Origin of the sequence: Streptomyces sp. NRRL B-1140 (assembly GCF_001280065.1) — a bacterium.
In the GTDB taxonomy this organism is placed as follows: Bacteria; Actinomycetota; Actinomycetes; order Streptomycetales; family Streptomycetaceae; genus Streptomyces.
On sequence record NZ_LGEA01000014.1, the window covers coordinates 24,462 to 49,075 of the forward strand.

Annotated in this window: 25 protein-coding genes and 6 tRNA genes; 19 read left to right on the forward strand and 12 right to left on the reverse strand. The window is 71.4% G+C overall.

Annotated elements, in window-relative coordinates; translation table 11 throughout:
• The first annotated feature begins 51 nt into the window (after positions 1 to 51).
• The 3 genes from cobA (at position 52) to ADK65_RS03250 (ending at position 2,578) form a co-directional block, all read left to right on the forward strand.
• Entirely contained in the window at positions 52 to 1,293 is a 1,242-nt protein-coding gene (gene cobA, locus ADK65_RS03240; RefSeq protein WP_053668252.1) for a uroporphyrinogen-III C-methyltransferase, read from the forward strand.
• A gap of 64 nt (positions 1,294 to 1,357) precedes the next feature.
• Positions 1,358 to 2,176 (forward strand): TrmH family RNA methyltransferase, encoded by an 819-nt coding sequence (locus tag ADK65_RS03245; RefSeq protein WP_053668253.1) that lies wholly within the window; start codon positions 1,358 to 1,360, stop codon positions 2,174 to 2,176.
• 9 nt (positions 2,177 to 2,185) lie between these two features.
• Positions 2,186 to 2,578, forward strand: a complete 393-nt coding sequence (locus ADK65_RS03250) for an NUDIX domain-containing protein (protein WP_053668254.1) — start codon at positions 2,186 to 2,188, stop codon at positions 2,576 to 2,578.
• Positions 2,579 to 2,631: 53 nt separating this feature from the next.
• On the opposite strand, the gene ADK65_RS03255 is transcribed toward ADK65_RS03250, so the two are convergent.
• Positions 2,632 to 4,107 (reverse strand): serine/threonine-protein kinase, encoded by a 1,476-nt coding sequence (locus ADK65_RS03255; protein WP_053668255.1) that lies wholly within the window; start codon positions 4,105 to 4,107, stop codon positions 2,632 to 2,634.
• Positions 4,108 to 4,302: 195 nt separating this feature from the next.
• On the opposite strand from ADK65_RS03255, the gene ADK65_RS03260 reads away from it, so the two are divergent.
• The 4 genes from ADK65_RS03260 to ADK65_RS03275 all read left to right on the forward strand — a co-directional run bounded on the left by ADK65_RS03260 (position 4,303) and on the right by ADK65_RS03275 (position 6,501).
• Entirely contained in the window at positions 4,303 to 4,542 is a 240-nt protein-coding gene (locus ADK65_RS03260; RefSeq protein WP_053668256.1) for a hypothetical protein, read from the forward strand.
• Between the two features lie 235 nt (positions 4,543 to 4,777).
• Positions 4,778 to 4,987 (forward strand): hypothetical protein, encoded by a 210-nt coding sequence (locus ADK65_RS03265; RefSeq protein WP_053668257.1) that lies wholly within the window; start codon positions 4,778 to 4,780, stop codon positions 4,985 to 4,987.
• 202 nt (positions 4,988 to 5,189) lie between these two features.
• Positions 5,190 to 6,131: a phosphotransferase family protein gene (locus ADK65_RS03270; protein WP_053668394.1), complete on the forward strand. Its 942-nt coding sequence runs from the start codon at positions 5,190 to 5,192 to the stop codon at positions 6,129 to 6,131.
• Positions 6,132 to 6,210: 79 nt separating this feature from the next.
• Positions 6,211 to 6,501 (forward strand): zf-TFIIB domain-containing protein, encoded by a 291-nt coding sequence (locus ADK65_RS03275; RefSeq protein WP_053668258.1) that lies wholly within the window; start codon positions 6,211 to 6,213, stop codon positions 6,499 to 6,501.
• 73 nt (positions 6,502 to 6,574) lie between these two features.
• Here ADK65_RS03275 and ADK65_RS03280 read toward each other — a convergent pair.
• From ADK65_RS03280 to ADK65_RS03300, 5 genes are all read right to left on the reverse strand, one after another.
• Positions 6,575 to 6,646, reverse strand: a tRNA-Val gene (locus ADK65_RS03280).
• A 43-nt stretch (positions 6,647 to 6,689) separates the two neighbouring features.
• Positions 6,690 to 6,761: transfer RNA gene (locus ADK65_RS03285), tRNA-Val, on the reverse strand.
• 23 nt (positions 6,762 to 6,784) lie between these two features.
• Positions 6,785 to 6,856, reverse strand: a tRNA-Val gene (locus ADK65_RS03290).
• A 1-nt stretch (position 6,857) separates the two neighbouring features.
• Positions 6,858 to 6,931, reverse strand: a tRNA-Cys gene (locus ADK65_RS03295).
• 39 nt (positions 6,932 to 6,970) lie between these two features.
• Positions 6,971 to 7,043: transfer RNA gene (locus ADK65_RS03300), tRNA-Gly, on the reverse strand.
• Between the two features lie 178 nt (positions 7,044 to 7,221).
• Between ADK65_RS03300 and ADK65_RS03305 the strand changes: the two genes are divergently transcribed.
• Genes ADK65_RS03305 through ADK65_RS03315 form a run of 3 tightly spaced genes read left to right on the forward strand, consistent with a single transcriptional unit; the run spans position 7,222 to position 9,974 of the window.
• Positions 7,222 to 8,277, forward strand: coding sequence for a chorismate-binding protein (locus tag ADK65_RS03305; protein ID WP_053668259.1), 1,056 nt, complete (start codon positions 7,222 to 7,224; stop codon positions 8,275 to 8,277).
• Entirely contained in the window at positions 8,274 to 9,095 is an 822-nt protein-coding gene (locus tag ADK65_RS03310) for an aminotransferase class IV (RefSeq protein WP_053668260.1), read from the forward strand. Before ADK65_RS03305 ends, ADK65_RS03310 begins: the two co-directional genes overlap by 4 nt.
• Positions 9,096 to 9,149: 54 nt before the next feature.
• Positions 9,150 to 9,974, forward strand: a complete 825-nt coding sequence (locus ADK65_RS03315; RefSeq protein ID WP_053668261.1) for a GNAT family N-acetyltransferase — start codon at positions 9,150 to 9,152, stop codon at positions 9,972 to 9,974.
• 31 nt (positions 9,975 to 10,005) lie between these two features.
• On the opposite strand, the gene ADK65_RS03320 is transcribed toward ADK65_RS03315, so the two are convergent.
• Entirely contained in the window at positions 10,006 to 10,530 is a 525-nt protein-coding gene (locus tag ADK65_RS03320; protein ID WP_053668262.1) for a DsbA family protein, read from the reverse strand.
• Positions 10,531 to 10,706: 176 nt separating this feature from the next.
• On the opposite strand from ADK65_RS03320, the gene ADK65_RS03325 reads away from it, so the two are divergent.
• Together ADK65_RS03325 and ADK65_RS03330 are read left to right on the forward strand one after the other, a co-directional pair.
• On the forward strand, positions 10,707 to 11,144 hold the full coding sequence (locus tag ADK65_RS03325; protein ID WP_053668263.1) for a hypothetical protein: 438 nt from the start codon (positions 10,707 to 10,709) through the stop codon (positions 11,142 to 11,144).
• Between the two features lie 158 nt (positions 11,145 to 11,302).
• Positions 11,303 to 11,521 (forward strand): hypothetical protein, encoded by a 219-nt coding sequence (locus ADK65_RS03330; RefSeq protein ID WP_078955791.1) that lies wholly within the window; start codon positions 11,303 to 11,305, stop codon positions 11,519 to 11,521.
• Between the two features lie 113 nt (positions 11,522 to 11,634).
• Here the strand turns inward: ADK65_RS03330 and ADK65_RS03335 are convergent, their stop codons facing one another.
• Both ADK65_RS03335 and ADK65_RS03340 read right to left on the reverse strand, forming a co-directional pair.
• On the reverse strand, positions 11,635 to 12,195 hold the full coding sequence (locus ADK65_RS03335; protein ID WP_053668265.1) for a CGNR zinc finger domain-containing protein: 561 nt from the start codon (positions 12,193 to 12,195) through the stop codon (positions 11,635 to 11,637).
• Positions 12,196 to 12,498: 303 nt separating this feature from the next.
• Positions 12,499 to 12,912: an SsgA family sporulation/cell division regulator gene (locus tag ADK65_RS03340; RefSeq protein ID WP_004002642.1), complete on the reverse strand. Its 414-nt coding sequence runs from the start codon at positions 12,910 to 12,912 to the stop codon at positions 12,499 to 12,501.
• 191 nt (positions 12,913 to 13,103) lie between these two features.
• On the opposite strand from ADK65_RS03340, the gene ADK65_RS03345 reads away from it, so the two are divergent.
• The 7 genes from ADK65_RS03345 (at position 13,104) to ADK65_RS03375 (ending at position 21,036) form a co-directional block, all read left to right on the forward strand.
• The gene (locus ADK65_RS03345) at positions 13,104 to 13,562 is read left to right on the forward strand and encodes a TIGR02611 family protein (protein ID WP_053668266.1); all 459 of its coding nucleotides are present in this window, start codon (positions 13,104 to 13,106) and stop codon (positions 13,560 to 13,562) included.
• A gap of 46 nt (positions 13,563 to 13,608) precedes the next feature.
• Positions 13,609 to 13,680: transfer RNA gene (locus ADK65_RS03350), tRNA-Val, on the forward strand.
• A 706-nt stretch (positions 13,681 to 14,386) separates the two neighbouring features.
• Positions 14,387 to 15,694 carry an ABC transporter substrate-binding protein gene (locus ADK65_RS03355; RefSeq protein ID WP_053668267.1) on the forward strand — a complete coding sequence of 436 codons (1,308 nt, stop codon included), beginning with the start codon at positions 14,387 to 14,389 and terminating at the stop codon, positions 15,692 to 15,694.
• Entirely contained in the window at positions 15,694 to 16,695 is a 1,002-nt protein-coding gene (locus ADK65_RS03360; RefSeq protein ID WP_053668268.1) for a carbohydrate ABC transporter permease, read from the forward strand. Before ADK65_RS03355 ends, ADK65_RS03360 begins: the two co-directional genes overlap by 1 nt.
• Entirely contained in the window at positions 16,692 to 17,609 is a 918-nt protein-coding gene (locus ADK65_RS03365; RefSeq protein WP_053668269.1) for a carbohydrate ABC transporter permease, read from the forward strand. Before ADK65_RS03360 ends, ADK65_RS03365 begins: the two co-directional genes overlap by 4 nt.
• Before the next feature lie 6 nt (positions 17,610 to 17,615).
• A complete protein-coding gene (locus ADK65_RS03370) occupies positions 17,616 to 18,206 on the forward strand; it encodes a hypothetical protein (protein ID WP_053668270.1) in 591 nt (196 codons plus the stop codon).
• A gap of 94 nt (positions 18,207 to 18,300) precedes the next feature.
• A complete protein-coding gene (locus tag ADK65_RS03375; protein WP_053668271.1) occupies positions 18,301 to 21,036 on the forward strand; it encodes a hypothetical protein in 2,736 nt (911 codons plus the stop codon).
• Between the two features lie 48 nt (positions 21,037 to 21,084).
• On the opposite strand, the gene ADK65_RS03380 is transcribed toward ADK65_RS03375, so the two are convergent.
• The 3 genes from ADK65_RS03380 to ADK65_RS03390 form a co-directional block, all read right to left on the reverse strand.
• Entirely contained in the window at positions 21,085 to 21,291 is a 207-nt protein-coding gene (locus ADK65_RS03380; protein WP_053668272.1) for a hypothetical protein, read from the reverse strand.
• 11 nt (positions 21,292 to 21,302) lie between these two features.
• Entirely contained in the window at positions 21,303 to 22,619 is a 1,317-nt protein-coding gene (locus tag ADK65_RS03385) for a diaminopimelate decarboxylase (protein ID WP_053668395.1), read from the reverse strand.
• 258 nt (positions 22,620 to 22,877) lie between these two features.
• Positions 22,878 to 24,524, reverse strand: coding sequence for a helix-turn-helix domain-containing protein (locus ADK65_RS03390; protein WP_159038710.1), 1,647 nt, complete (start codon positions 24,522 to 24,524; stop codon positions 22,878 to 22,880).
• Between the last annotated feature and the right edge of the window lie 90 nt (positions 24,525 to 24,614).

The window sequence follows — 24,614 nt, forward strand, 5'->3', positions numbered from 1 at the left end:
AAAATCCGCACGTCAGGGCACTGAACACCGCCGCAACAGGAGCCGCACCTCATGGCCGAACATCCCGCCTACCCCGTAGGTCTCCGCCTCACCGGCCGTCGTGTGGTCGTCCTCGGCGGCGGCCAGGTCGCCCAGCGCCGCCTCCCGGCACTGATCGCGGCGGGCGCGGACATCCTCCTCGTGTCCCCCGAGGCGACCCCCTCGGTCGAGGCCATGGCGGACGCCGGTGAGATCACCTGGCACAGGCGCCCCTACCAGGAGGGCGACCTCGCGGACGCCTGGTACGCCCTGATCGCCACCAGTGACACGGAGGCGAACGGCAGGGCATCGGCCGAGGCGGAACGCCACCGCGTCTGGTGCGTCCGGTCCGACGACGCCGACAAGGCCACGGCCTGGACCCCGGCCACCGGCCACAGCGAGGGTGTCACGGTCGCCGTCCTGACCACCGACGTCAAGGGCCGCGACCCCCGCCACACCGCCGCCGTCCGCGACGCGGTCGTCGAGGGTCTGCGCGACGGCACGCTCGTGGCCCCGCACCACCGCACCCGCACCCCCGGAGTCGCCCTGGTCGGCGGCGGCCCCGGCGACCCGGACCTGATCACCGTGCGGGGCCGCCGGCTGCTCGCCGAGGCGGACGTCGTCATCGCGGACCGCCTCGGCCCGCGCGACCTCCTCGCCGAACTCCCGTCCCACGTCGAGGTGATCGACGCGGCGAAGATCCCCTACGGCCGTTTCATGGCCCAGGAGGCCATCAACAACGCGTTGATCGAGCACGCGAAGCAGGGCAAGTCGGTCGTCCGCCTGAAGGGCGGCGACCCGTACGTCTTCGGCCGTGGCATGGAGGAGCTCCAGGCCCTCGCCGAGGCCGGCATCCCCTGCACGGTCGTCCCCGGGATCTCCAGCTCGATCTCGGTCCCCGGCGCGGCCGGCATCCCGGTCACGCATCGTGGCGTCGCCCACGAGTTCACCGTGGTCAGCGGCCATGTCGCGCCCGACGACGAGCGCTCCCTGGTCGACTGGCCCGCCCTGGCCAGGCTGACCGGCACGCTGGTGATCCTCATGGGCGTCGACAAGATCGGAAAGATCGCCGAGACGCTCGTCGGCCACGGGAAGCCGGCCGACACCCCCGTCGCCCTCGTCCAGGAGGGCACGACCGCCGCCCAGCGCCGCGTCGACGCCACCCTCGCGACGGTCGCCGAGACCGTGCGCACCGAGGGCGTGAAGCCCCCGGCCGTCATCGTCATCGGCGAGGTCGTGAAGGTCGGCGCCCCGGCACCGGCGACGAACGAGTAACCCCGGGTAACCCAACCCGTCCCGAGCCGTTGGCACCGCACCCAGGACAAGGCAGTATCACCCTGTGGCCGATCTCATCACCGTCGAGGATCCCGACGACCCGCGTCTGCGCGACTACACCGGCCTGACCGACGTGGAGCTGCGCCGCAAGCGCGAACCCGCCGAGGGCCTGTTCATCGCGGAGGGCGAGAAGGTCATCAGAAGGGCCAAGGAAGCGGGCTACGAGATGCGGTCCATGCTGCTCTCGGCCAAGTGGGTCGACGTCATGCGCGACGTCATCGACGAACTCCCCGCCCCCGTCTACGCCGTCAGCCCCGAGCTCGCCGAGCAGGTCACCGGCTACCACGTACACCGCGGCGCGCTCGCCTCCATGCAGCGCAAACCCCTGCCGACGGCCGCCGACCTCCTGCGGACCGCCCGGCGGGTGGTCATCATGGAGTCGGTCAACGACCACACCAACATCGGCGCGATCTTCCGGTCGGCCGCCGCCCTCGGCATGGACGCCGTCCTGCTCTCGCCCGACTGCGCCGACCCCCTCTACCGCCGCAGCGTGAAGGTCTCCATGGGCGCGGTCTTCTCCGTCCCCTACGCCCGCCTCGACACCTGGCCCAAGGGCCTGGAGTCGGTCCGCGAGGCGGGCTTCACCCTCCTTGCCCTCACCCCCGACGAGAAGGCCCGGTCCCTCGACGAGGCCGCCCCGCACACCATGGACCGCGTGGCCCTCATGCTCGGTGCCGAGGGCGACGGCCTGTCCACCCAGGCCCTGGTCGCCGCCGACGAGTGGGTCCGCATCCCCATGTCCCACGGCGTCGACTCCCTCAACGTGGGCGCGGCCGCCGCCGTGGCCTTCTACGCCGTGGCCACCGGCCGGCCCCGGACATAGGGGCCAGGCGTGGAGCGACGCGAGGCGATCGTCGCCGTGCTGCTGCGCGGCGAGCGCCTCCTCGCGATCCGGCGCGGCCCGGCCGTCGCACGTCCCGGCTACTGGCAGCCCCTCAGCGGCAAGGTCGAAGCGGGCGAGACCCAGGAGCAGGCGGTCGTCCGGGAGGTCCACGAGGAGGTCGGCCTCACCGTCGTACCGGAGGCCAAGGTCTGGGAGTCGGAGACCGACGACCGCCGCTTCCGTCTCCACTGGTGGACCGCCCGGGCCGACACCGGCGAGGTGATCCCCGACCCGCGCGAGGTCGCCGAGACCCGCTGGGTCACCCCCGGGGAATTCCTCGCCCTGGACCCGGTCTTCGACGGCGACCGCGAGTTCTTCGAACGGATCCTGCCGCGGCTGTGACACCCCGCTCGGGCCGGGCGTCGTTCCACGGCCGGGGTCGCGCGACCGGGCCCCTACGGCGCGAAACTGCGCGGGGGGTCCTCCTGCTGAACGTGCTCGTGCCGCACGCCGCCCCCGTCGCCGCCGAGTCCGCGGGCCGGCCCCTGGCAGCCCTGCACGAGGGCGATACCGACGGCCACCAGCAGCGTCACCACCACGAACACGAACAGCCGCTGCCGCAGCAGCCGCGGATTGGCGGGCCGCAGTCTGGTGCCGGTGTTCCTGGACGCCGGACGTCCGGCGCCGCTGTGCGGAGCGGGGCGCCCGCCGCTGCCCGACCGGATCCCCTCGCGCCCGGTGGGTGTCGGGCGCGCTCCCGACCGTGACGGGGCACCACCACGCGAGGCGCCGGGCCCGCGCACCGGGGCCCTGCCGCGGCTTCCGCCCCCCGTCGCCCGGTTTCCGCCCCCCGTCGCCCGGGCTCCGCCCCCCGTCGCCCGAGCTCCGCCCCGCGCGCCCGTCCCGCTCTGCGAGGCCGTTCCGTCCGGAGAGGCATGGCCGTCCCGGGAGGGAGCGGAGCCCCGGGGCGGGGGAGTGCCCCGTCCACGCTGCGCCCCGGATCCCTGCTGCGCCTGCGGGCGCCGGACCCGCTCGGGGTAGGTGTCGACGGGCCGGTCGCTGTCCGCACCGCGCGGCGCGGGCGGCCGGACGCCGGTCAGGTCCTGCGACTCCCGGGCCGCGATCTCCTTGAGCCGCAGCGACAGTTGGAGCGTGCTGGGCCGCTCCTCGGGATCCTTCGCCAGACAAGCCCGGACGAGCGGAGCCAGCGCGTCGGGCACACCGTGCAGCTGCGGCTCCTCGTGCACCACGCGGTACAGCATCACCTCGGAACTGCCGTGCCCGAAGGGCGAGTCGCCCATGGAGGAGTACGCGAGCGTGGCACCGAGGGAGAACACGTCCGTGGCCGGCGTGACGGCGGCCCCGCGCACCTGCTCCGGCGCGAGGAAGCCGGGCGAGCCGACCGCAGTGCCGACATGGGTGAGCGTCGAGGCGCCGGTGGCCCAGGCGATGCCGAAGTCGATGATCCGCGGCCCCTTCGGGGACAGCAGGATGTTGGACGGCTTCAGGTCCCGGTGCACCACCCCGGCCTCGTGCACCGCGACCAGACCCTCCGAGAGGGCGGCACCCACGGCAGCGACATCGGCCGCGCCGAGCGGCCCCTCGGCCGCCACCTTGTCGTGCAGTGAGGGGCCGGGTACGTACTGCGTGGCGAACCAGGGGCGGTCCGCGTCGAGGTCGGCTGCCACCAGCCGGGCCGTGCAGCCGCCGCGGATCCGCCGGGCTGCCGAGACCTCACGGGCGAACCGGGAGCGGAACTCCTGGTCCTCCGCCAGATCAGGCCGGATGACCTTGAGCGCGACCCGCTGCCCCTTCTTGTCGGAGCCCAGGTAGACCACGCCCATCCCGCCCGCGCCGAGCCGTCTGTGAAGCTTGAACGAGCCGACGACGCGCGGGTCCTCGCGCCTCAGGCGCATCATCGCCATGTTCATCCCCGCTGCCCGGTCCTGTGACGAGCCACAGCTTACGTTTCCGCGGCCGTCCGCGCGCAGAGGCCGCGCCCTCTCGGAGTGATGGATTGTCAGTGGTGGGTGGGAGACTTGAAGGGTGGTCAGGGAGGGCGCGCAGAGGCGGACTTCGCGTGCGAAGTGATCCCAACCACCCGTCGCAGAAGGGGGATTGGTCCTGTGAAGGGTGATCGTGTGGAGATAGTCGTGGACGCGGGGGACACGACGCGCACCTACGAGGTCGTGGCGAGCAGAGCGGGCCGCAGGGTGGAGACGGCGGTGCGCCGAGGTGTGGTGGAAGTGAGCGAAGTCACCCGAAGCGGTACGGTCGTCCGTACCGCCCGCTTCATGGCGAATCGGGTGCTGGCCCTGGTGGAACAACCCGTTCCGCGCGAGGAGAGCTCGGACAAAGAGGGATGATCCCGGCGTCCCGTCGGGGAAGACCCTGAGACCGGCGTCCCCGTCTCCACCCAGGGGAGTACATCGCAGGTGGCGGCTCATCCTCGGGGAGGCCCGGCAATCGGTACGAGGGCATGACGCCGGGGAGGGTCCGGACGCCTAGATTTGAGGTCAAGCGGCGGGTGGCAGCACTCGTCCCCCGAGGTCAGACGCCCGCCGCTGCCCACCACAACCGAGAACGGTCAGAAGAGGGACCATGGCCCAGACGGCACCGCGGACACTGCTCCGCGAGGAGGGACGCAAGGCGTACGCCGCCGCGTTCCGCCCCCGCCGCCAGGGCCGCCGCCACCCGCTGGTGGCGACGCTGATGGCCCTTCCCCTGGCGGTCCTGCTCCTCCTCGTCTTCGACGGGTGGGAGACAGTGGCCACACAGGCGTCGTCCGTGGGAGAGATGCTGGGGCGCTGAGCGGCGACCCCAGGCCCGGAAGAGCGGTCCGGGCGGGGACATCACACCCATGAAACCCCGTGGGGACGGGGGTGCGGCGGACGGCACAGATGCCGGCGCAGCTGGGGAGCTGCGCCGGCATTGCTTTGTGCCTCCGGTGCCGGGCATCCATGACCGGCGCTTTCCCTGCGGCCGGGCCCCGGCCTGCACGTACGCTCAGCCGGTGAACTCCGCCCCCGCCCCCTTCCTGCGCGCGCTCGCCGCCAGGACCCGAGTCGCCGCACACGAGCGGTCGTCGGCCTGTCCCTGCGGCGCGGCCACGCTCGCGGACCGCCCCGACGGCGTCGTCGTACGCCACGCGGACACCGTCGCGAAGGCGCACCCGCCGGACAGCGACCCGGCCGAACTCGCCGGCCGCCTCGCCCTGGCGACCCGGCTCCCCGCCATCCTCCTGCCCCCACTCGACCCCACCCCGCTCGCCCTGCACGGACGCCTCGTGACGTTCTGGCCGTACGGCGCCCCGGTGGATCCCGACGACCCGGACGCCGCCCCCTGGGAAGCCGCCGCCACTCTCCTCGCCCGCCTCCACCGCACTCCGGCCCCGCCGGGCCTGCCCCTCATGCGCGGTCCCGTCAAGGCGGCCCGGGCCGTGGCCCGGCTCCGCGAGGCCGGACCGCACCCCGCGGCCACCCCCGTCCTGCGCGCCTGGGCCACCCTCCCGCCCTGGGCGCGGGCCGAGGCCCCGATGCCGCACACCGGCACCCTCTGCCACGGCGACCTCCACCTCGGCCAACTCGTACGCAGCCCCGCCCCCGACGGCCCCTGGCTGCTGATAGACGTGGACGACCTCGGCACCGGTGTCCCCGCCTGGGACCTGGCCCGCCCCGCCGCCTGGTACGCCTGCGGCCTGCTCCCGCCCGAGGACTGGACCCGGTTCCTCGCCGCCTACCGCGACGCCGGCGGCCCCGCCGTCCCCGCCGAGGGCGACCCCTGGCCCGCTCTCGACGTCGCCGCCCGCGCTCTCACCGCACAGACCGCGGCCCGGGCCGTGGCCAAGGCGGTGGCGGCCGGGCGCGCGCTGGACGAGGTGGAGCAGTCGGTCGTGGACGCCTGTGACCGAATGGCTACCGTCCCGGCACAGTTGGCGCAGGAGTATGCGAAGTAGGGTGCAACCGACTGCAACGGGACAGAGTCTGTCCTGGCGAGATGTGAAGCAGGACCGACCGGCGAGGAGTTGAACGACCATGCAGTGTCCGAAGTGCCGTGCGCCGATGCACACGTACAACCGCAACGGTGTCCAGATCGAGCAGTGCAGCGGCTGCCGCGGGATCTTCCTCGACTACGGCGAGCTGGAGTCGCTGACCCGCCTGGAGGCCCAGTGGTCCCAGCCCGCCCCGCCGCCCCCGCCCGGCCCGCAGGGCTACCCCGTCCCACCGGCTCCCGCCTGGGGCGCACCGCACGGCAGCCATGGCCATCATGGTCATCACGGCCATCACCGCAGCAAGAGCTTCGGTCACATGCTGTTCTCGTCCTGACACGCCTCGCGGCACGACGACGCGAAACGCACGGAGCCCCCGGCCGCGAACGGCCGGGGGCTCTTGTGTGATGTGGACGATACTGGGATTGAACCAGTGACCTCTTCCGTGTCAGGGAAGCGCTCTCCCGCTGAGCTAATCGTCCTCGGGGCCATGCATACGGAACGCATCCGTTCATGGGCACTGCGTGCGCGATACTGGGATTGAACCAGTGACCTCTTCCGTGTCAGGGAAGCGCTCTCCCGCTGAGCTAATCGCGCGGGTGGGATCGTGAGGGATCCAGTGGACGATACTGGGATTGAACCAGTGACCTCTTCCGTGTCAGGGAAGCGCTCTCCCGCTGAGCTAATCGTCCTTGGAGGTGGAGACGGGATTTGAACCCGTGTAGACGGCTTTGCAGGCCGTTGCCTCGCCTCTCGGCCACTCCACCAGGAGTGTAGGGGTTCGGGAAGATCCCCTTGCTCTTTCGAGCGAACGACGAGGTTCGAACTCGCGACCTCAACCTTGGCAAGGTTGCGCTCTACCAACTGAGCTACGTTCGCCTGTCTTTCCGATCCGCTCTCGCGGCCCGGCGACGTGTTGAACTCTAGCGGATACCGGGGCCAGTACAAAAACGCGTTTGTGCAGCGTGCTGCGCTTCCCCTGTTCGCAGGCGTCACAGGGCCGTCCGACGGGACATCCCCCGGCCCCCCGCGAGACACCCGCCATAGACTCGACTGCGTGCTCGACCTCCCTCCCCTCGCCCGCTTCGGCGACCGTGTCGCCACCGGGCTCCTCGACGTCACCGACGACCCCGAAGCCCTGGAGTCCAGCGGCTTCTGGGCCGTCTGCGCCGACTTCGAGGGCCGGCTGACCTGCGCCCGCTTCGCGCAGGTCCGGACCGCCGACGTGCCCGCCCCCGTCCCCGGCGGATGGCACGGGCCCGCGGCCGGTGACTGGACGTCCTCGCTCGACCGCGCCGCGTACACAGCCGCCGTGCGGCGGATCCGCGACCACATCGCGTCCGGCGAGGTCTACCAGGCGAACCTGTGCCGGGTGCTGTCGGCGCCCGTCCCGCCCGGCGCCGACGTGGACGCCCTCACGGCGCTGCTCGCCCAGGGCAACCCGGCGCCGTATGCGGGAACGATTCGCCTGCCCGGGCACGGCGTGGAGATCGCCACGGCCTCGCCCGAACTGTTCCTGCGGCGCGACGGCCGGGTCGTCGAGTCCGGGCCGATCAAGGGCACCGGAAGGACGGAGGCGGACCTGCTGGAGAAGGACTACGCCGAGAACGTGATGATCGTGGACCTCGTCCGCAACGACATCGGGCGGGTGTGCGCCACGGGCAGTGTCACGGTGCCCGACCTGTGCGCCGTGGAGAAGCACCCGGGGCTGGTCCACCTCGTCTCGACGGTCCGCGGTGAGCTGGCGCACGGGGCCGGCTGGGCCGAGCTGATCGGCGCCGCCTTCCCGCCCGGCTCGGTCACCGGCGCTCCCAAGTCCAGCGCGCTGCGGATCATCGACGCGCTGGAGACGGCGCCCAGGGGACCGTACTGCGGCGGGATCGGATGGGTCGACGCCGACCGGGGGACCGGAGAGCTGGCCGTCGGCATCCGCACCTTCTGGATCGACCGCGCCGAGGGCGTGCTGCGCTTCGGCACGGGCGCCGGCATCACCTGGGGCTCCGATCCCGAGGGGGAGTGGCGGGAGACCGAGCTGAAGGCGTCCCGGCTGCTCGCGATAGCGTCGGGAGCGTACGAGGTGAGCGGAGAGGACCTGCGGGAGGACCTGACGTGAAGATCTGGCTCGACGGCGCACTGCAGGACATCGAGTCCGCCCGCGTATCCGTCCTCGACCACGGCCTGACCGTGGGCGACGGCATCTTCGAGACGGTGAAGGCCGTGCACGGCCGGCCGTTCGCCCTCACGCGGCACCTCGACCGGCTGACCCGCTCCGCGCGCGGCCTCGGACTGCCGGACCCGGACCACGACGAGGTGCGCCGTGCCTGCGCCGCGGTCCTCGACGCCAACCCCGTCCCGCTCGGCCGTCTCCGCATCACCTACACCGGCGGTCACGGCCCCCTAGGCTCCGACCGCGGCGGCCACGGCCCGACCCTCGTCGTCGCCGTCGGCGAGACGACCCGCCGCCCCGACTCCACCGCCGTGATCACCGTGCCCTGGACCCGCAACGAACGCGGCGCGCTGACCGGCCTGAAGACCACCTCGTACGCCGAGAATGTCGTCGCTCTGGCCCGGGCCCGTGAACAGGGCGCCTCCGAGGCCCTGTTCGCCAACACGGTGGGACAGCTGTGCGAGGGCACCGGGTCGAACGTCTTCGTCGTCCTCGACGGCGAGATCCACACCCCGCCGGTCGCCTCGGGCTGCCTCGCCGGTATCACCCGCGCGCTGGCGGTCGAATGGACCGGCGCGAGGGAGACCGACCTGCCGCTTGACGTCCTGGAGCGGGCCGAGGAGGTCTTCCTGACATCCACACTGCGGGACGTGCAGGCGGTGCACCGCGTCGACGGCCGTGAGCTGCCCGAGGCGCCCGGCCCGGTGACCGCCAAGGCCATGCGGATCTTCCAGGAGCGGGCCGCGAACGACCTGGACCCCTGACAGCACCCGGAAATTCGGCTGAACGGGGCCGGGGTTGCGGGTAGAACACCCCTGATGACCACGACCCTGCGGCCGACCGAGCCGCTTCAGGAGGACGCCGACGGGACGCGCTCACGCCGCTACCAGGTGTGCGTGAACAGCCGTCCCGTGGGGGCGATACACCTCGGCACGCATCCCGTGTTCGGCCGGGCGGTGGCCCGGATCACCAAGCTCCACATCGATGAACCGGACCGCAGGCGGGGCCGGGGCACGGTCGCCGCTCTCGCCGCGGAGGAGGTGGCGCGCGGCTGGGGGTGCCGCCGCATCGAGGTGTCGGTGCCCGCCACGTCCGAGGCGGGCCTGCGGCTCGCCACGGCGCTCGGCTACGTCGTCCGCAACCGTGGCATGGAGAAGCAGCTCGGCGACACCCCGCCGGCGCTGCCCGAGGGCAGCCGCGCCCGGCCCATGACCGAAGCGGAGTTCGGCCCCTGGCTGGAGAAGGGCAAGGAGGACTACGCACACAGCTGGATCGAGCGGGGCGTCCCGGAGGCCGAGGCCCGGGCCAAGTCGGAGCGCGACCACGCCACTCTGCTGCCCGAGGGCCTGGCCACCCCTGGCATGCTGATCAGCGTCGTCGAGCACCTGGGGACACCGGTGGGCACGCTGTGGCTGGCGGTGCGCGCGGACAGCGCGTTCGTCTTCGACGTGGAGACCGACGCCGCCCACCGCGGAAAGGGCCACGGCCGCACCCTCATGCTGCTGGCCGAGGCGCAGACGATCGCGGAAGGCAGGCGGACCCTCGGTCTCAACGTCTTCGCCGGCAACACCCCTGCCGAGCGGCTGTACGCGTCACTCGGCTACGAGACCGAGCAGTACGCCATGTACAAACCGTTGCTCTGACGGCGCCGGAGCCCGGAGTGGGGCGGGGGAGTCAGTGCTCCCGCCCGGCCAGCAGCCGGTCGGCGATCTCCTCGATCCGCTCGCGCAGCCCCTCCTGGCTCTTGCCGCCGTCGAGCCGTTCACCGCCGATGAAGTACGTCGGGGTGCCGGTCACGCCGATCGCCTTGCCCTCGGCCTGGTCGGCGTCCACGATCAGGATGTGCCGGCCGTCGACCAGCGCGGTGTCGAACTCCTCGGCGTCCAGGCCCAGTTCGCGGGCCAGCTCGACCAGTACGGGTTCCCCCTCGCGGGCCAGCTCCTCGACCCGCCCCAGCAGGGCCTCCGCGTACGGCCATCCCCGGCCCTGCTCATACGCCTCCTCCGCTGCCTGGGCCGCGGCGAAGGCGTGCTTGTTCTTCTCCAGCGGGAAGTGCCGCAGCCGCAGCTCCAGACGGTCGCCGTAGCGGGCGCGCAGGGCATGGAGATCGTCGAGCGCGGTACGGCAGTCCGGGCACTGGAGGTCGCACCAGACATCGAGAACGGGGGTGGCGGAACGGTCGGAGGGGAAGTCGCTCATACCGACAGTCTTCCAGCAGGTACGACCGGGAGCGCAGCCCGCATCGGCACCTGCGGAGGAGGCGACCCGGAGATGTCCCCGATCTCGGGCCCCGGGCATGGCCCGTCGGGGTGCGGCGGGTGCAGGATGGAAGGGACGAACGTGTTCCGACCGCACCGTCACGCCTGGAGGACCGGATGATTGCCGAGACCGTCTGCTCCGCCGTGTCCGCGGCAGGCCTGGGCATCGCGGTCGTCACGGCGTACCGCAAGCGCTACCTCACCGCGGTGCGCATCACGGCCTACTCCCTCGTCCCGATCGGCCTGGTGATGACGGGGATCGTCGAGTGGCTGGCCGACACCGCGTTCAGCCCGACGGCCTGGGCCGGTTTCGGGGTGCTCGGCCTCGCCTGGGTGCTCTTCATGACCACCCGAGCCGTGGAGCGCCGCCGCGGCGGCACCCGCAAGGAGCGCAAGGCCGCGGCCCGCGCGGCCGAGCGGCCCGACGCGGTGGCCCCCGCCCCGGCACCCTCCCTGGGTCGGAGCTCCCGCCCGGCGAACCGGCCCGCGCCGGCGTCACGCGGCGAGGACGACTTCAGCGACATCGAGGCCATCCTCAAGAAGCACGGCATATGACGGCCGCCGACCTTCCGTGACGGAATCGTCACACTGAGTCCGCTGACGCGCGGAAGTGATCACAACCCGAACCGGACCTCGCGGAATCGGCGCACTCCCGCACGGAACGAGCGCGCTGATCGCGTTCGGCCGGGCGACTGCGTCATCATCGCCGCGAGATGCTGGACACGACGAAACAGAGCGACCCCGCACCGCCGCAGGACGAGCCAGGTCCGCCGCGGGACGAGCCCTTTCTCCCTCCGGACGAGCCACGTCCCCGGCAGGACGAGCCGCGCGGTTGTCTCTTCGCCCTCTCCCAGCCACCGCTGATGATCTTCCTGGCGGTGATCGGGAGCCTGCTGCTCATGGCCTCGTTGCACGATCTGCTGTTGCTGTGAGCCTGACCCGCGGTGCCCGGCGCCACCCGCCGGGGGCCGCGCCGGCATCGACACCCTCGGCATGGGCCGGCCGCAAGCGACGAGCTCCGCGCTCCGCGCCGCCGCGACTGCCGTCAGCCCGCCGCTTCCTTGCGACGCGCGCGATACGCGGCCACGTGCAGGCGGTTTCCGCAGGTGCGGCTGTCGCAGTAGCGCCGTGAGCGGTTGCGGGACAGGTCGACGAAGGCGCGCCGGCAGTCGGGCGCCTCGCAGCGCCGCAGCCGCTCCTGCTCTCCGGCGACCACGAAGAACGCCAGCGCCATCCCGCAGTCGGCGGCCAGGTGATCGGCGACGGAGGCGCCGGGGGCGAAGTAGTGCACATGCCAGTCGTAGCCGTCGTGGTCCGTGAGCCGGGGTGTGGTGCCGGCGGCAGCGACCAGGTCGTTGATCTGCCCTGCGGCGGCCCGGGCGTCGGGGGCGGCGAAGACGGCGGCGAAGCGTGCGCGGATCTTGCGCACCGCGGACAGGTCGAACTCCGAGAGCACCCCGACATCGCTGATCTCGTGGTTCCGCACGAAGTTTGTGAGGGCCGCCACGTCCGGCAGCCCGTCCGTCGTCGTGTCGTCCTCCGGTGCGGTGTTCACCAGATCGACCACGGTGTCGAGGGCGCACCGGGTGTCGTGGGTGATCAGCACGATTCGCTCCCTGGCCTGAGGGTCGGGCGGGCGCCCGCCGATGCTGGCCGATGGTAATGGTTGTGCCGCCGCCGGACCCTCCGGATGCCCGCACATGGCTTCGAATACAACGCCGCGGGGCCCACGGGGGTTCCCGAGCGGCCGCCGGTGGGTGCGGACGGGTGGGGGAGGGGCGCGCACGTGAACCGGCGCCGTACCGCGTGAGCAGCGGTATCGGCGCCGGTGTCATCCCGTAGGGGGTTGTCCTGGCCCGAGCCGTCTCCCCGAGTGGACGGCGCCGGGCGGCTTCGTGGGGGCCTCGCCCTAGCTTTCCGCCAGGATGTGCGAGAGCTCCTGGTCGAGGTCGAAGTGCCGGTGTTCCGTGCCGGGCGGCACGGCGGCGTCGGTCCGCTTCAGGAAGGACTCCAGGGCCCGTGCCGGGGCCTCCAGCAGGGCCTCGCCCTCCGGCGAGCTCAGGGCGATGCACACGACGCCCTGGCCGTGACTGCGCGACGGCCAGACGCGGACGTCGCCGGTGCCCGTAGGGCGGTGAAGTCCCTCGGCGAGGAGGTCGCGGGCGAACACCCACTCGACGGTCTCCTCGGCTCCGGTGTGGAAGGTGGCGTGCACGGCGTAGGGGTCGGCCGTGTCGTACCGCAGGCCTGCGGGGACAGGCAGGGAGGACTCGCTCGACACAACGAGGCGCAGGTGCAGCTCGCAGCTGACCGTGGTGTTCATAAGCGCCAGGGCCTTTCGCTCAGTGTGCGCTCGGGGATTCGCACGTCGGCGAAATCGACATGCCACCTACGGTGCCGTTGTAAACCCCTCTGAGTGTTTTGCGTGCCTTTACGTAACTCTTCCGGCCGAGAGGTCGTTCGCGTCGTGCGTCCATTCCGGTGACTGGTTTCGCTCGGGTAGTGTTTCGCCGTATGAATACGGGGAGTAACGAGCCGGGCGAGGTGGCCGTGGCATCGGACGGGACGGGGCCGGGCGAGGTGCACGGCGAGCAGGACCGGGGACTCGGCTCGCGGGCGCCGGAATTCGTCAAGGCGCGCCGGGCGCTGCACGTGAGCTGGCAGGTCGGTGTCTTCATCATCGGCCTCGCGGTCGTCGTGGCCGGCATCATCATGCTGCCGCTTCCTGGGCCGGGCTGGGTCGTGATCTTCGGTGGCATGGCGATCTGGGCGACGGAGTTCGTCTGGGCCCAGCTGGTGCTCCGCTGGACCAAGCGGAAGGTCACCGAGGCGGCCCAGCGGGCCCTCGACCCGAGGGTGCGGCGGCGCAACATCATCCTGACGTCGATCGGGCTGGTGATCGTGGGCGTCCTGGTCGGTGTCTACCTGTGGAAGTTCGGCATCGTCATGCCGTGGAAGATCAAGGACCAGTGAGCGTCACAGGCACCCGCTGACATGGGGTAATGTTCTTCCTGCGCCCGGGCGATTAGCTCAGTGGGAGAGCGCTTCGTTCACACCGAAGAGGTCACTGGTTCGAACCCAGTATCGCCCACCCGGACCGGCAGCCCATCTGCGATGACGCAGGTGGGCTGCCGTCGTCGTACCGGCGGGAGTCTCCTCGGGCCGCCGGCCGGGAAGCCGGTGGCCGGGGGGTGCGTGATGGCCGAGGGAGGGCTTGCCCGCGGCGGTCTGCGCCGTCCGGCGGCGTGGCCGGAAGGTCGCCCCCGCCGATCCGCCGGAGCGGATGCCGTCCGCGTCTCCAGGGGTTCCGGCGACGTCGAGCCCACGCGAGCTCAGGGCAGCCGCATCCTCCATGGGGCGGCTTGACGTCAAGCCACGGGGAGCGGTTGCGCCCTGGGCGTCGGTCCATGCGCGCCGTCACCCTCGGCCCCTCTGCCGTCCCGAGTCGGGGCAGCCGGCTCGGTCGCCGTCACTCCGGGGGCGCCGCAGACCACGACCCAAGGAGCGGCCTGGCCGGAAAGGGCCCCCGTTCCCGCGCCCTCCCTCCGCAGGACCACCGTCGCTTTTCGGTCGCACCCGTCAGCGGCTCCGCATGCCCCGCTGCGTCCGGCGTTCCGGTCGCACCGTCGTCACCAGCGATGTCGCCCGAGCCGGTCGCCGGCCCCACCCGCACGGACCTCTCCATCACCCACCTCCCCGGTAAGAAATTCTTGTCCGAATCATTGACGCACTCTCAGCCCCTCCGTACCTTGTGCCAGCAAGCGCTTACTTGAAACGATTCATGCGAGCGGGACGACATGCGGGGAGGTCCAACCGTGGTGAACGGCAGGAATGTTGAGAGACGTACGATCCTGAAGGCGGCCGGAGCCACGGCAGCCACGCTGGGGCTGGCCGCGACGACCGGCTGCGGCGGCGACGGAGGGGCCTCCGCGGACGGGACGGTGACGATCCGTTACGCGTGGTGGGGTGCGGAGGACCGGGCCGAGCGAATCAACAAGACGATCGCCCTCTTCGAGAAGAAGTACCCGAAGATCAAGGTGAAAACGGACTTCCAGCCTTATCCCGACTTCTGGAAGAAGTTCAACACCCAGGCCTCCGGCGGGAATCCGCCGGACGTCTTCCAGAATGCCATCGGCTTCCTCCGGAAATACGACGCGAAGAACGTGCTGCTCGATCTCAGCGAGCAGGCGAAGGCTGGCAACCTCCGGATGGATGGATTCCGCGCGGGCCTCGAGAAGTTCGGCGAGGTCGACGGCAAACTCCTCGGCGTTCCGGTCGGTTCGAACTCCATGGCCCTGGTCATCGACAAGCCCGTCTACGCGCGGGCCGGCGTGAAACCGGAGCAGGGCTGGACCTGGGACGACTACCACGCGGCCATGAAGAAGATCCGCCAGAAGACGGGGCGTGCCGGGGACACCGGCCCGTACAACGTCATGTACCTCTACGACCTCTACCTGCGCCAGAACGGCAAGGCGTTCTTCACCGAGGACGCGCTCGGCTTCACCGAGGCGGATCTGACGGACTGGTGGACGAAGGCAGAGCAGGGCGTCGAGGACGGCAGCTACGCCAACCAGAAGAAGGTCGCCCAGATCAAGCCCAAGTCGGCGGTCGCGGGGGAGATCTCCGGCGGTGAGTTCACCTGGGACAACTTCACCGTCCGCTACACCTCCGAGGGCAAGAGCGAGTACGGCCTGGCCCCCATCCCGACCACGGACGGCAAGAAGACCGGCCAGTACCTCGGCTCCCTCATGCTGAGCGCCTCCAAGCGCACCCAGCACCCCAAGGAGGTCGCCCGGTTCATCGACTTCATGGTGCACGACCCCGAGGTCGCCAAGATCATGGGCTACGACCGCGGCGTGCCCGCGACGCAGGCGCAGTACGACGCGTACCAGCCGACCGACGAGGTCAACAAGGCGATCGCCGCCTACGAGGAGTCCCTCGTGAAGGCGGGCGTCCTGGAGCCCATCACTCCGCACCCGAACGGCGCGGACGTCTGCGAGGCCGCCTTCCTGCGCATCGGCGAGGAACTCGGCCTGGGCAAGCGCTCGGTGGACGAGGCCGTCAAACAGTTCTTCACCGAGTCGAAGACGGCTCTCGGCACCTGATGGGAACCACCGTGACACACGCCCCTGCGATGGAGGGCCTGTCCCGGGACTCCGAGCCGCGGCACGGTCCGGTGAAGCCCGAACGCCCCGCCGCCCTCAAGCGGCGGCGGCGCCGGGAGAACCTGGCCGGCTATCTCTTCATGTCCCCGTGGATCGCCGGGTTCCTGCTGCTCACCGCGGGCCCGATGATCGCCTCGCTCTACTACGCCTTCACCGACTACAACCTCTTCGACGCCCCCAGGTGGATCGGTCTCGGCAACTTCTCCGAGATGTTCGGTGATCCGCGCTGGCGCCACTCGGTGCAGGTGACGCTCTGGTACGTCGCCGTCGGCACACCGCTCAAGCTGATCGCCGCCCTCGGCGTGGCCCTGCTGCTCGCCCAGAGCCGGCGCGGGCAGGCCTTCTACCGGGCCGCCTTCTACGCGCCGTCGCTCATCGGTGCGAGCGTGTCCGTCGCGATCGTGTGGAAGGCGATCTTCTCGGACGACGCGATCGTGGACCGTACCCAGAAGATCTTCGGTATCGACGCCGGCGGCTGGACCGGCGATCCGGACCTGATCATCTACAGCCTGGTGGCGCTCACGGTCTGGCAGTTCGGCGCCCCGATGGTCATCTTCCTGGCCGGACTCAAGCAGGTCCCGCGCGAGCTGTACGAGGCGGCCGAGGTCGACGGGGCGGGCAAGCTGAGGCGGTTCTGGAACATCACGCTGCCGATGATCTCCCCGGTCCTCTTCTTCAACGTGCTGCTGGAGACGATCCACTCCTTCCAGATCTTCAGCTCGGCGTACATCGTCGGCGGCGGCGCCGGAGGCAACGCCTGCGGTCCGGCCGACGGGTCGATGGTCTACACCTGCTACCTCTACGTCCAGGGCTTCGAGAACAGCCGCATGGGCCTGGCCTCAGCGATGGCCTGGCTCCTGCTGATCGCGGTCGCCCTGGTGACGGCGGTGCTGTTCTGGTCCCAGAAGCGCTGGGTGCACTACGAGGAGGGCGCCCGATGAGTTCCCCCAATCTCTCGACTCCGCTCGATCAGGGGGCACCCCCATCGGCCACCGAGATCAAGTCCGCCGGGACGCTCCGGCACAAGCTGCCCGGGTCCCTCGCCTGGCACATCGGGTCCCTGCTGATCCTCGCGGTGATCCTCTACCCGGTGATCTGGGTCGTCGGCGGGTCCTTCAAGAAGAGCGAGGACGTCGTCGGCAGCCTGGACCTCTTCCCGGGCGACCCGGTCATCGCCAACTACACGAGCCTCGCCGACGGCATCGCCGACATCCCGATCTCCACGTTCTTCTTCAACTCCCTCTTTCTCGCCGTCGGTTCGGTCGTCGGCATCCTGGTGTCCTGCTCGCTGACGGCCTACGCCTTCGCGAGGATCCGGTTCGCGGGCCGCAATCTGCTGTTCACCCTGATGATCGGCACGCTCCTGCTGCCCTACCACGTGCTGCTGATCCCGCAGTACGTGCTGTTCCGCAACCTGGAGCTGATCAACACCTACACGCCGCTCCTGCTCGGGAAGTACCTGGCCACCGAGGCGTTCTTCGTCTTTCTGATGGTGCAGTTCATGCGCAACATGCCGAAGGAACTGGACGAGGCGGCCCGCCTCGACGGCTGCGGACACCTGCGGATCTACTGGTCGATCGTGCTGCCGCTGGCCCGGCCGGCCCTGATCACCAGTGCGATCTTCACCTTCATCAACTCCTGGAACGACTTCATGGGCCCGTTGATCTACCTCAACGAGCCCGACAAGTACACGGTCTCGCTCGGCCTGAAGATGTTCGTCGACCAGGAAGGACTGGCCAACTACGGCGGCATGATCGCCATGTCGCTGGTCGCGCTGCTGCCGGTGCTCGCCTTCTTCCTCGCCTTCCAGCGCTATCTGATCGACGGCATGGCCACGTCGGGTCTGAAGGGCTGAGGCGGCATGGCCGGGACACGGGTGAAGGCACGTGGCGAGTCGGTGTCCGCCGAGAGGTTCGCGGTGTTCGCCGAGTGTCTGCTGACGGGTGTGTGGATCGCGGTGGCCTCTCTGGGAGTGGTCACCTACCCCGCCGCGTTCGCCGCCGGGGCGCGGCATCTGCGGCGCCGTACCGCCCACGAGGGCGGTGGCTGGCGGGAGTTCGCCGCCGACTTCCGCACGGCCCTGCGCGGCGGGTGGCTCGCCGGACTCGCCGGGTGGGCGGCCGTGGCCGCGGTCTGGGTGGACGTGCAGGCGGCCCGGGCGGGGATCCCCGGCGGGCCGCTCGTCGGAGCTGTCGGCGTCGTCGCGCTCATCGGGCTCGTCGTGGCAGGGCTGCGGGCGGCGGCGGTCTGGGAGCCGGACGCACTCTGGCGGACGCTCCTCGCACGTGCCGGGCGCCGCACGGTGCTCGACCCGGCCGGGTCCTTCCTGATCGTCGGCGGGCTGGCCGTGGTGGCCGTGTCCGCCTGGTTCGCCGCGCCGCTGGCGGTGGCCGTCCTCGGGGCTGTGACGGCGGCGGCCATCGCTGTGGAGGAGCGGTACCGGCACCGCTGAACGGCCCCCCTTCCAGGTCGGCCCGGGCGCCGCACCTCTCTCTGTCATGCCTACGGAACCGCTTCCCGCACGGACAAGGAAAGGCATCATCGCCATGTCTCCCATCCCCCGCAGGTCCCTCCTCAAGGCAGCCGCCGTCACCGGAGCCGCCGCCCGGTTCAGCTGGGCGCTGGGAGCCCGGGACGCCCAGGCCGCGCCCGGAGCCGAACCGGCCGGCGCGGACCCGGTGACCCTGGACTGGCTGGAGGACGGCGGTCTCGGCGCCGCCCCCGGTTCCACCGTCGGTGTGCCCTGGCCGAAGGGCGCGTACCGGAAGGACCAGACCTTCGCGCTGACGGACGCCGGCGGCAAGGCCGTACCCGTGCAGTCCTGGCCGATCGCCTACTGGCCCGACGGGTCACTGAAGTGGACCGCCCACGCGGTCGCCTCGGGTGACGGCAAGCTCACCCTCGCCGCCGGGACGCCCGCCGCCCCCGAGAAGAAGGTCACCGTCGAGAAGCGCGGCGGCACCATCGGCATCTCGACCGGCGTCATCACCGCGAGGATCGGCACATCCGGCTCCACCCTCGTCAAGTCCGTCACCCGCGGTTCCACCGAGATCGCGAAGAACGGCCGGCTCGTGCTGATCCGCCAGCCCGAGATCGAGGACGAGGACCAGGGCGCGGTCAGGACCGAGCGCTTCGACGGCGTGATTTCCAAGGCCGAGGTCGAGCAGGCGGGACCGGTCCGCGCGGTCGTCCGCATCGACGGCAAGCACCGCAAGGGCGGCCGCAGCTGGCTGCCCTTCTCGATCAGGCTCTACTTCTACGCCGGCGCCGACTCCTTCCGCATGGTGCACACCATCACCTACGACGGCACGCAGGAGCCCGGCAAGGCCAGTGGTGACTTCATCCGCGGCCTCGGAGTCCGCTTCACGGTGCCGATGCGGGACGAGGGTTACGACCGCCACATCCGCATCGGCGGCGACGGCACCGGACTGCTGCGCGAGGCCGTCAAGGGCATCACCGGACTGCGCCGGGACCCGGGCGCGGCCGTGCAGTCGGCCCAGTTCGAAGGCAGGAAGCTGCCCGACCCCGCCACCTGGGACCAGCGGGTCACGACCCGCCTGCAGTACATCCCCGAGTGGGGTGACTACACCCTCTCGCAGCTGTCCGCCGACGGCTTCACGCTGCGCAAGCGCACCAAGAAGGGGCACGGTTGGGTCGGCGCGGGCGGTGGCCGGCGCGCGTCCGGCTTCGGCTACGTGGGCGGGTCGAGCGGCGGGTTCTCCTTCGGGCTGCGCGACTTCTGGGAGAAGTTCCCCGCCCAGCTCGACATCCGGGACGCCCACACCGACGAGGCCGAGGTGACCTTGTGGCTCTGGTCGCCCGAGGCGCAGCCCATGGACCTGCGCTTCTACCACGACGGCATGGGCCAGGACACCTACCCCGAGCAGCTCGAAGGCCTCAACATCACCTACGAGGACTACGAGCCGGAGTTCGGCACCCCCTACGGCATCGCCCGCACCTCCGAACTCCTCTTCTGGGCCAACGAGTCGACCCCGGGCCCCGGCCGGCTGGCCGAGCAGGTCGAGGCCGTCCGTGTGCTGCCGCAGCTGGCCGCCCCGCCCAGGCAGCTCATCAGGGCCAAGGCCTTCGGGCCGGGTCTGTACTCCGAGCCCGACCGCTCCACCCCGGCCAAGGCGAAGATCGAGGACCACCTCGACTTCCTCTTCACCTACTACAAGGACCAGGTGGAGCAGCGCCGCTGGTACGGCTTCTGGGACTACGGCGACATCATGCACACCTACGACACCGTCCGGCACCAGTGGCGGTACGACGTCGGCGGCTACGCCTGGGACAACTCCGAACTGTCGCCGGACCTGTGGCTCTGGTTCGCCTACCTGCGCTCCGGCCGCGCCGACATCTTCCGCTTCGCCGAGGCGATGACCCGGCACACCGGCGAGGTCGACGTCTACCACCTGGGCAAGTGGGCGGGCCTGGGCACCCGGCACGGCGTGCAGCACTTCGCCGACAGCGCCAAGCAGCAGCGCATCGCCAACACCACCTACCGGCGCTACTACTACTTCCTCACGGCGGACGAACGGGTCGGCGACCTCATGCACGCCAACGTCGACTCCGACGAGACGTTCCTCGTCCTCGACCCCATCCGCAAGATCCGCACCGAGCCCTACACGCCCGACCGGCACGCCCTGTCGATCGGTTTCGGCACGGACTGGAGCGGCCTGGTGTCGGCCTGGCTGACGGAGTGGGAGCGCAAGGGCCCGAAGTGGGAGAAGGCCAAGGCCCGCGTGCTGTCCACGATGGAGACCATCGCCGCCCAGCCCAACGGCTTCGTCCAGGGCACCGGGCTCTACGACCTGGACACCGGCAGGTTCGCCATCGCGGACAAGCCCGCGGTGAGCGTCTCCCACCTGTCGGCCGTCTTCGGCCTCAACGAGCTGTGCGCCGAGCTCATCGACCTCGTCGACATGCCGAAGTTCAACGAGGCGTACTTCGACTACTGCCGGTTCTTCAACGCCACCAAGGCCGAGCAGAAGACCCGCTACGGATCCGACTTCGGCAGTCTGCTGCTGTTCCAGGGCCACTCGCGCCTGGACGCGTACGCGGCCGTCAAGACCGGGGACGAGAAGCTCGCCGAGCGGGCCTGGGAGAAGTTCTACAACTCCGACGGATACAAGGAGTCGGCGCCCTGGCGGACGGAGAAGGTGACCGGTCCGGCCGCCCTGGTGCCGGGCAGCGAGGCGACCTGGGTGTCCACCAACGACACCGCGCTGTACGGCCTCGCCGCCATCGAGAACCTGGCGCTGCTCGGCGACAGGATGCCGTAGGCACGGACACGGACGGGTTCCGGAGCGGCGCCCCCGGAACCCGCCCGGCTAGTCGATGATCTGGTGGAAGAACAGTACGGCCGGTGCCGTCACCCCGCCGCCCACGCTCACCGCGACGGGCCAGGTGTTGCCGGCCAGTGCCGACAGGACGGTGGCGCCGATGCCGACCAGGGCCGCGAGCAGGAACACGATGGCGGCGCGCTGGGTGAGGAGCGGCCCGTCCCGGCCGGTGCGCCGACGGTTGGCCTGTGCCACCCGAGTGCTCCCTACCCCACTCCGGCGGCGGGCTCGAGCACGGGTACGTCCCACGGGTCCTGCGCGGGACGCATGAGCTCGAAGCGGACGCCGCCGCCACCGCCCGTGCGGACCCCGTACACGGCGGGCTCGGGCAGGCTGTTGTAGTGGAACGGCGTCGAGAAGTAGTAGGCGCCGGTGTCCGGGACGGCGACGATGTCACCGGGTTCCAGGAGGGGCAGAGCGCGGTCGCGCGCCAGCAGGTCCCCGGCGAAGCAGGCCGGTCCCGCGATGTCCTGGCGGACCGGTCCGCCCCGCTTGGCCCCGCCGCTCGCGTCGTGCGCCTCGATCCGCAGCGGCCAGGCGTCGGGGTTGAACACCGTCCGGGTGGCCACCTGCACACCGGCGTGGGTGACCGCGATCGGCCGGCCGCCCATGTTCTTCGTGTACTCGACGTACGCGGCGATGAACCCGTTCTTGGCGAGGACGGACCGCCCGAACTCGGTGACGATCTCGTACCCGCCGGAGAACAGGGCGGGAGCGTGGGCGCGCAGTTGCCGGACGTACGTGTCGAAGGTCGGTGTGATCTCGTCGTCGGCGAAGTTGACGGGGAGCCCGCCGCCGATGTCGATGCCGACGACCTGGCGCCGTCCGAGCGAGGCGTTGACCTCCTCGGCGAACGCCACGGCCTGTCCGACCCCGCCGGCCATGAGGTCGAGCGGGCAGCCCTGCGAACCGGCGTGGGTGTGCACCCAGGTCAGCCACGGGTGGTCGTGGTAGGCGCGCAGCAACCGCTGCCGGCTTCCCGGGTCGGCCAGGGGGACGCCGAACTTCGAGGTGCTCGTCGCCGTGCTCATCGCGGCGATGCTGCCGCCGCCGAGCTGGGAGTTGACACGTACCCCGATCCGCGAGACCGGGACACGGCCGCCCAGCGCCCGGTCGATCCTCGCCAGTTCCTGGTGGTTGTCCGCGTTGACGGTCACACCGAGGTCGAGGGCGCGCCGCAGTTCGCCCTCCGTCTTGGCGGGGGAGTCGAAGACGATCTTGTCCGGTGCGAACCCGGCTGCCAGCGCTCGGGCCAGCTCACCCACGGTGGCCACCTCGCAGCCCATGCCCAGCCGCCGCAGCTCCGCCAGCACCGGCACCAGGCAGTTCGCCTTCGCGGCGAAGGCGTGCAGCACGGGCGGCGAGGAGGGAAAGGCGCGGTGCAGCGACTCGACCGTCGCGGCGACGCCGTCGAGGTCGACGAAGGCGGCCAGCTGGGACCGCTCGGCGTCCAGCAGTCCCTGCCGCACCGCTTCCCGCAGGATCCGTTCGCGCCGCTCGGCGGCGGGGGTCAGTCCGGTCATGGTGAGCCTTCCGGTGTCGTACACGCCGCCCGGGACCACCCCGGGTGGAACACCAGGCTGCGGTCCGCCCCGGCGCCGCGTCTTCGTCGAGTCGTCAAAGACGCGGGCCGCACCGACGGCCTTCGGACGCAACAACCCCTCCGCAGGGCACAGGCGTTGTGCGATACGACAACAGCCAGGCCCATCGATGGTGGCCCGGACCGAACGGCCGGCACGGGCGCGGTCGCGCCCCGCTGCCGTCGGTGATGCCGGTGCGCCTCAGGTATCCCCGCCCAGCCGCAACTGCAATTGGGCGAGCAGGCGGGCGTCGGGACTCTCCAGGTCCAGTCCCGACACCTGCCTGATCCGGCGCAGCCGGTAGCGCAGACTGTTGGAGTGCACGCCCAGCGCGCGCGAGGCGGCGGACACGTCGCCGAAGTGGTCGAGGTAGGCGCGCAGGGTCTCCACCAGGCAGCTGCCGCTGTGATCGGCGTCGAAGTCCCTCAGCCGGGCCACGGAGGTCCCCGCGGGCAGCGCCAACCCGCGCAGGGCCTCGACGACCTGGAGAATGCCCACGGTGTCGGCGACGTCCGCGCTCCGCGCGACAGTGTGCGGCCCGTCGGCCGCGATGAGCGCCTGCAGGGCCTGCTCGGCCGACCGGCGGGAGGCGGACGCCCCGGCGAGGCCCGGAACCACGTCGCCGAGCCCCACCCTCACCGTCGAGCCGATCGTCGCCGACAACTGATCGGCCAGTGCGTTCCCGAGCCGTCCGACCTGGCCGTCGGCCCGCTCGGGGTCGCGTCGCAGCCCGCTCAGCAGCACCAGGGCCCCGCCGCCCGCCGGGACCACCACGACTCGGTGGCCCAACGCCGCGCAGTGCAGGGCCAGCAGAGCGGGCAGCCCGGACGGGCCCTCGTCCGAGGGGCGGCCGGACCCGACGCCCACCGCGAGGACGGCACAGGGCTCCCGGGGCGGCAGCGAGGCGCGTTCGGCGAGCACAGCGACGGATCCGCGCTCCTCCAGCAGCGCCCGGGCCGCATCCTCCACCAGCCGGCCGTCCGAACTGTGGGTGCGGTGATGGAGCAGATGGGCGGCGGCGGTCCGGGCCGCCGCCCGCAGCGTCTGCGCGGCGTTCGGCGACAGCGGGCGGCCGGCCACCGCCGCCACCCAGATGGACCCGAGCGCCTCTCCGCCCGCCCGGACCGCGCCGACCAGGCGCTCCGGGTTCTGTCCGTGGGCGGGCCGGTGGAGCACGTCGCCCGCACCCCACAGGGCCTGGAAGAACCCCGCCTCCCGCATGGCCGCCACCCGCCAGGGCGGCACCCGGCGGCCGAGGATGGTCAGCCGGCGCATCTCGTCCACGTTCTCCTCGGTCGACGAGTACGCCAGCACCCGCGACTCCGTGTCCTCGATCGTCACCGAACCCCCGACCAGGGCGGCCACCGCATCGGCCAACGAGTCCAGATCGCCCAGGGGTACACCGCTGGTGGCGGGCATCGGGGGAGCGCCCGCCGCGGCCAGCCCGGCCCTGAGCACCCCGACGAGCTGTGCCCAGGTGCACCATGCGGTGCGGAAGAGCACCGCCGTGCCGGCTTCCTCCGCGGCCGCCTGCAACGCCCGAGCGCCGGGATCGGGCCGGCCCGGGCCGAACACCACACCCGCCGCACCGTCCTCACCGGCCCGGCGCACCACATCGACCGCGTGGGCAGACGCCGGGTCGACGCCGACCGCGAGCAGTAACTCCCGAGGTCTGATGACCGGTTCCAGGGCGTCCAGCACATGGACGCCGGTGACCGGCGTCCGCAAGCCCTCCGGGGCCGTGTGCAACTCCACGGCTCCCACACCCACCACTGAGAGCAGGCGCTCCAGTGTCCCCTGGTCCCCGGCGTCCGTGCCCCCGCCAGGCGATGCCCCCAGGTCCGTCATGATGCCCCCCGTCCACGCCCGAGCATGCCGCTGTCTCGGCAGCCGGTCGGAGAACGTATGACATCACGGGACTTGTCCGCGGTCGAGACG

What these genes read in the sequence shown, in the direction of transcription:
- ADK65_RS03390 (WP_159038710.1), bottom strand. Translation starts at nt 24,524, where the DNA reads ATGACGGACCTGGGGGCATCGCCTGGCGGGGGCACGGACGCCGGGGAC.
- cobA (WP_053668252.1), top strand. Translation starts at nt 52, where the DNA reads ATGGCCGAACATCCCGCCTACCCCGTAGGTCTCCGCCTCACCGGCCGT.
- ADK65_RS03375 (WP_053668271.1), top strand. Translation starts at nt 18,301, where the DNA reads ATGTCTCCCATCCCCCGCAGGTCCCTCCTCAAGGCAGCCGCCGTCACC.
- ADK65_RS03330 (WP_078955791.1), top strand. Translation starts at nt 11,303, where the DNA reads ATGCTGGACACGACGAAACAGAGCGACCCCGCACCGCCGCAGGACGAG.
- ADK65_RS03385 (WP_053668395.1), bottom strand. Translation starts at nt 22,619, where the DNA reads ATGACCGGACTGACCCCCGCCGCCGAGCGGCGCGAACGGATCCTGCGG.
- ADK65_RS03365 (WP_053668269.1), top strand. Translation starts at nt 16,692, where the DNA reads ATGAGTTCCCCCAATCTCTCGACTCCGCTCGATCAGGGGGCACCCCCA.
- ADK65_RS03255 (WP_053668255.1), bottom strand. Translation starts at nt 4,107, where the DNA reads ATGAACATGGCGATGATGCGCCTGAGGCGCGAGGACCCGCGCGTCGTC.
- ADK65_RS03360 (WP_053668268.1), top strand. Translation starts at nt 15,694, where the DNA reads ATGGGAACCACCGTGACACACGCCCCTGCGATGGAGGGCCTGTCCCGG.
- ADK65_RS03325 (WP_053668263.1), top strand. Translation starts at nt 10,707, where the DNA reads ATGATTGCCGAGACCGTCTGCTCCGCCGTGTCCGCGGCAGGCCTGGGC.
- ADK65_RS03275 (WP_053668258.1), top strand. Translation starts at nt 6,211, where the DNA reads ATGCAGTGTCCGAAGTGCCGTGCGCCGATGCACACGTACAACCGCAAC.
- ADK65_RS03355 (WP_053668267.1), top strand. Translation starts at nt 14,387, where the DNA reads ATGCGGGGAGGTCCAACCGTGGTGAACGGCAGGAATGTTGAGAGACGT.
- ADK65_RS03370 (WP_053668270.1), top strand. Translation starts at nt 17,616, where the DNA reads ATGGCCGGGACACGGGTGAAGGCACGTGGCGAGTCGGTGTCCGCCGAG.
- ADK65_RS03345 (WP_053668266.1), top strand. Translation starts at nt 13,104, where the DNA reads ATGAATACGGGGAGTAACGAGCCGGGCGAGGTGGCCGTGGCATCGGAC.
- ADK65_RS03315 (WP_053668261.1), top strand. Translation starts at nt 9,150, where the DNA reads ATGACCACGACCCTGCGGCCGACCGAGCCGCTTCAGGAGGACGCCGAC.
- ADK65_RS03320 (WP_053668262.1), bottom strand. Translation starts at nt 10,530, where the DNA reads ATGAGCGACTTCCCCTCCGACCGTTCCGCCACCCCCGTTCTCGATGTC.
- ADK65_RS03265 (WP_053668257.1), top strand. Translation starts at nt 4,778, where the DNA reads ATGGCCCAGACGGCACCGCGGACACTGCTCCGCGAGGAGGGACGCAAG.
- ADK65_RS03340 (WP_004002642.1), bottom strand. Translation starts at nt 12,912, where the DNA reads ATGAACACCACGGTCAGCTGCGAGCTGCACCTGCGCCTCGTTGTGTCG.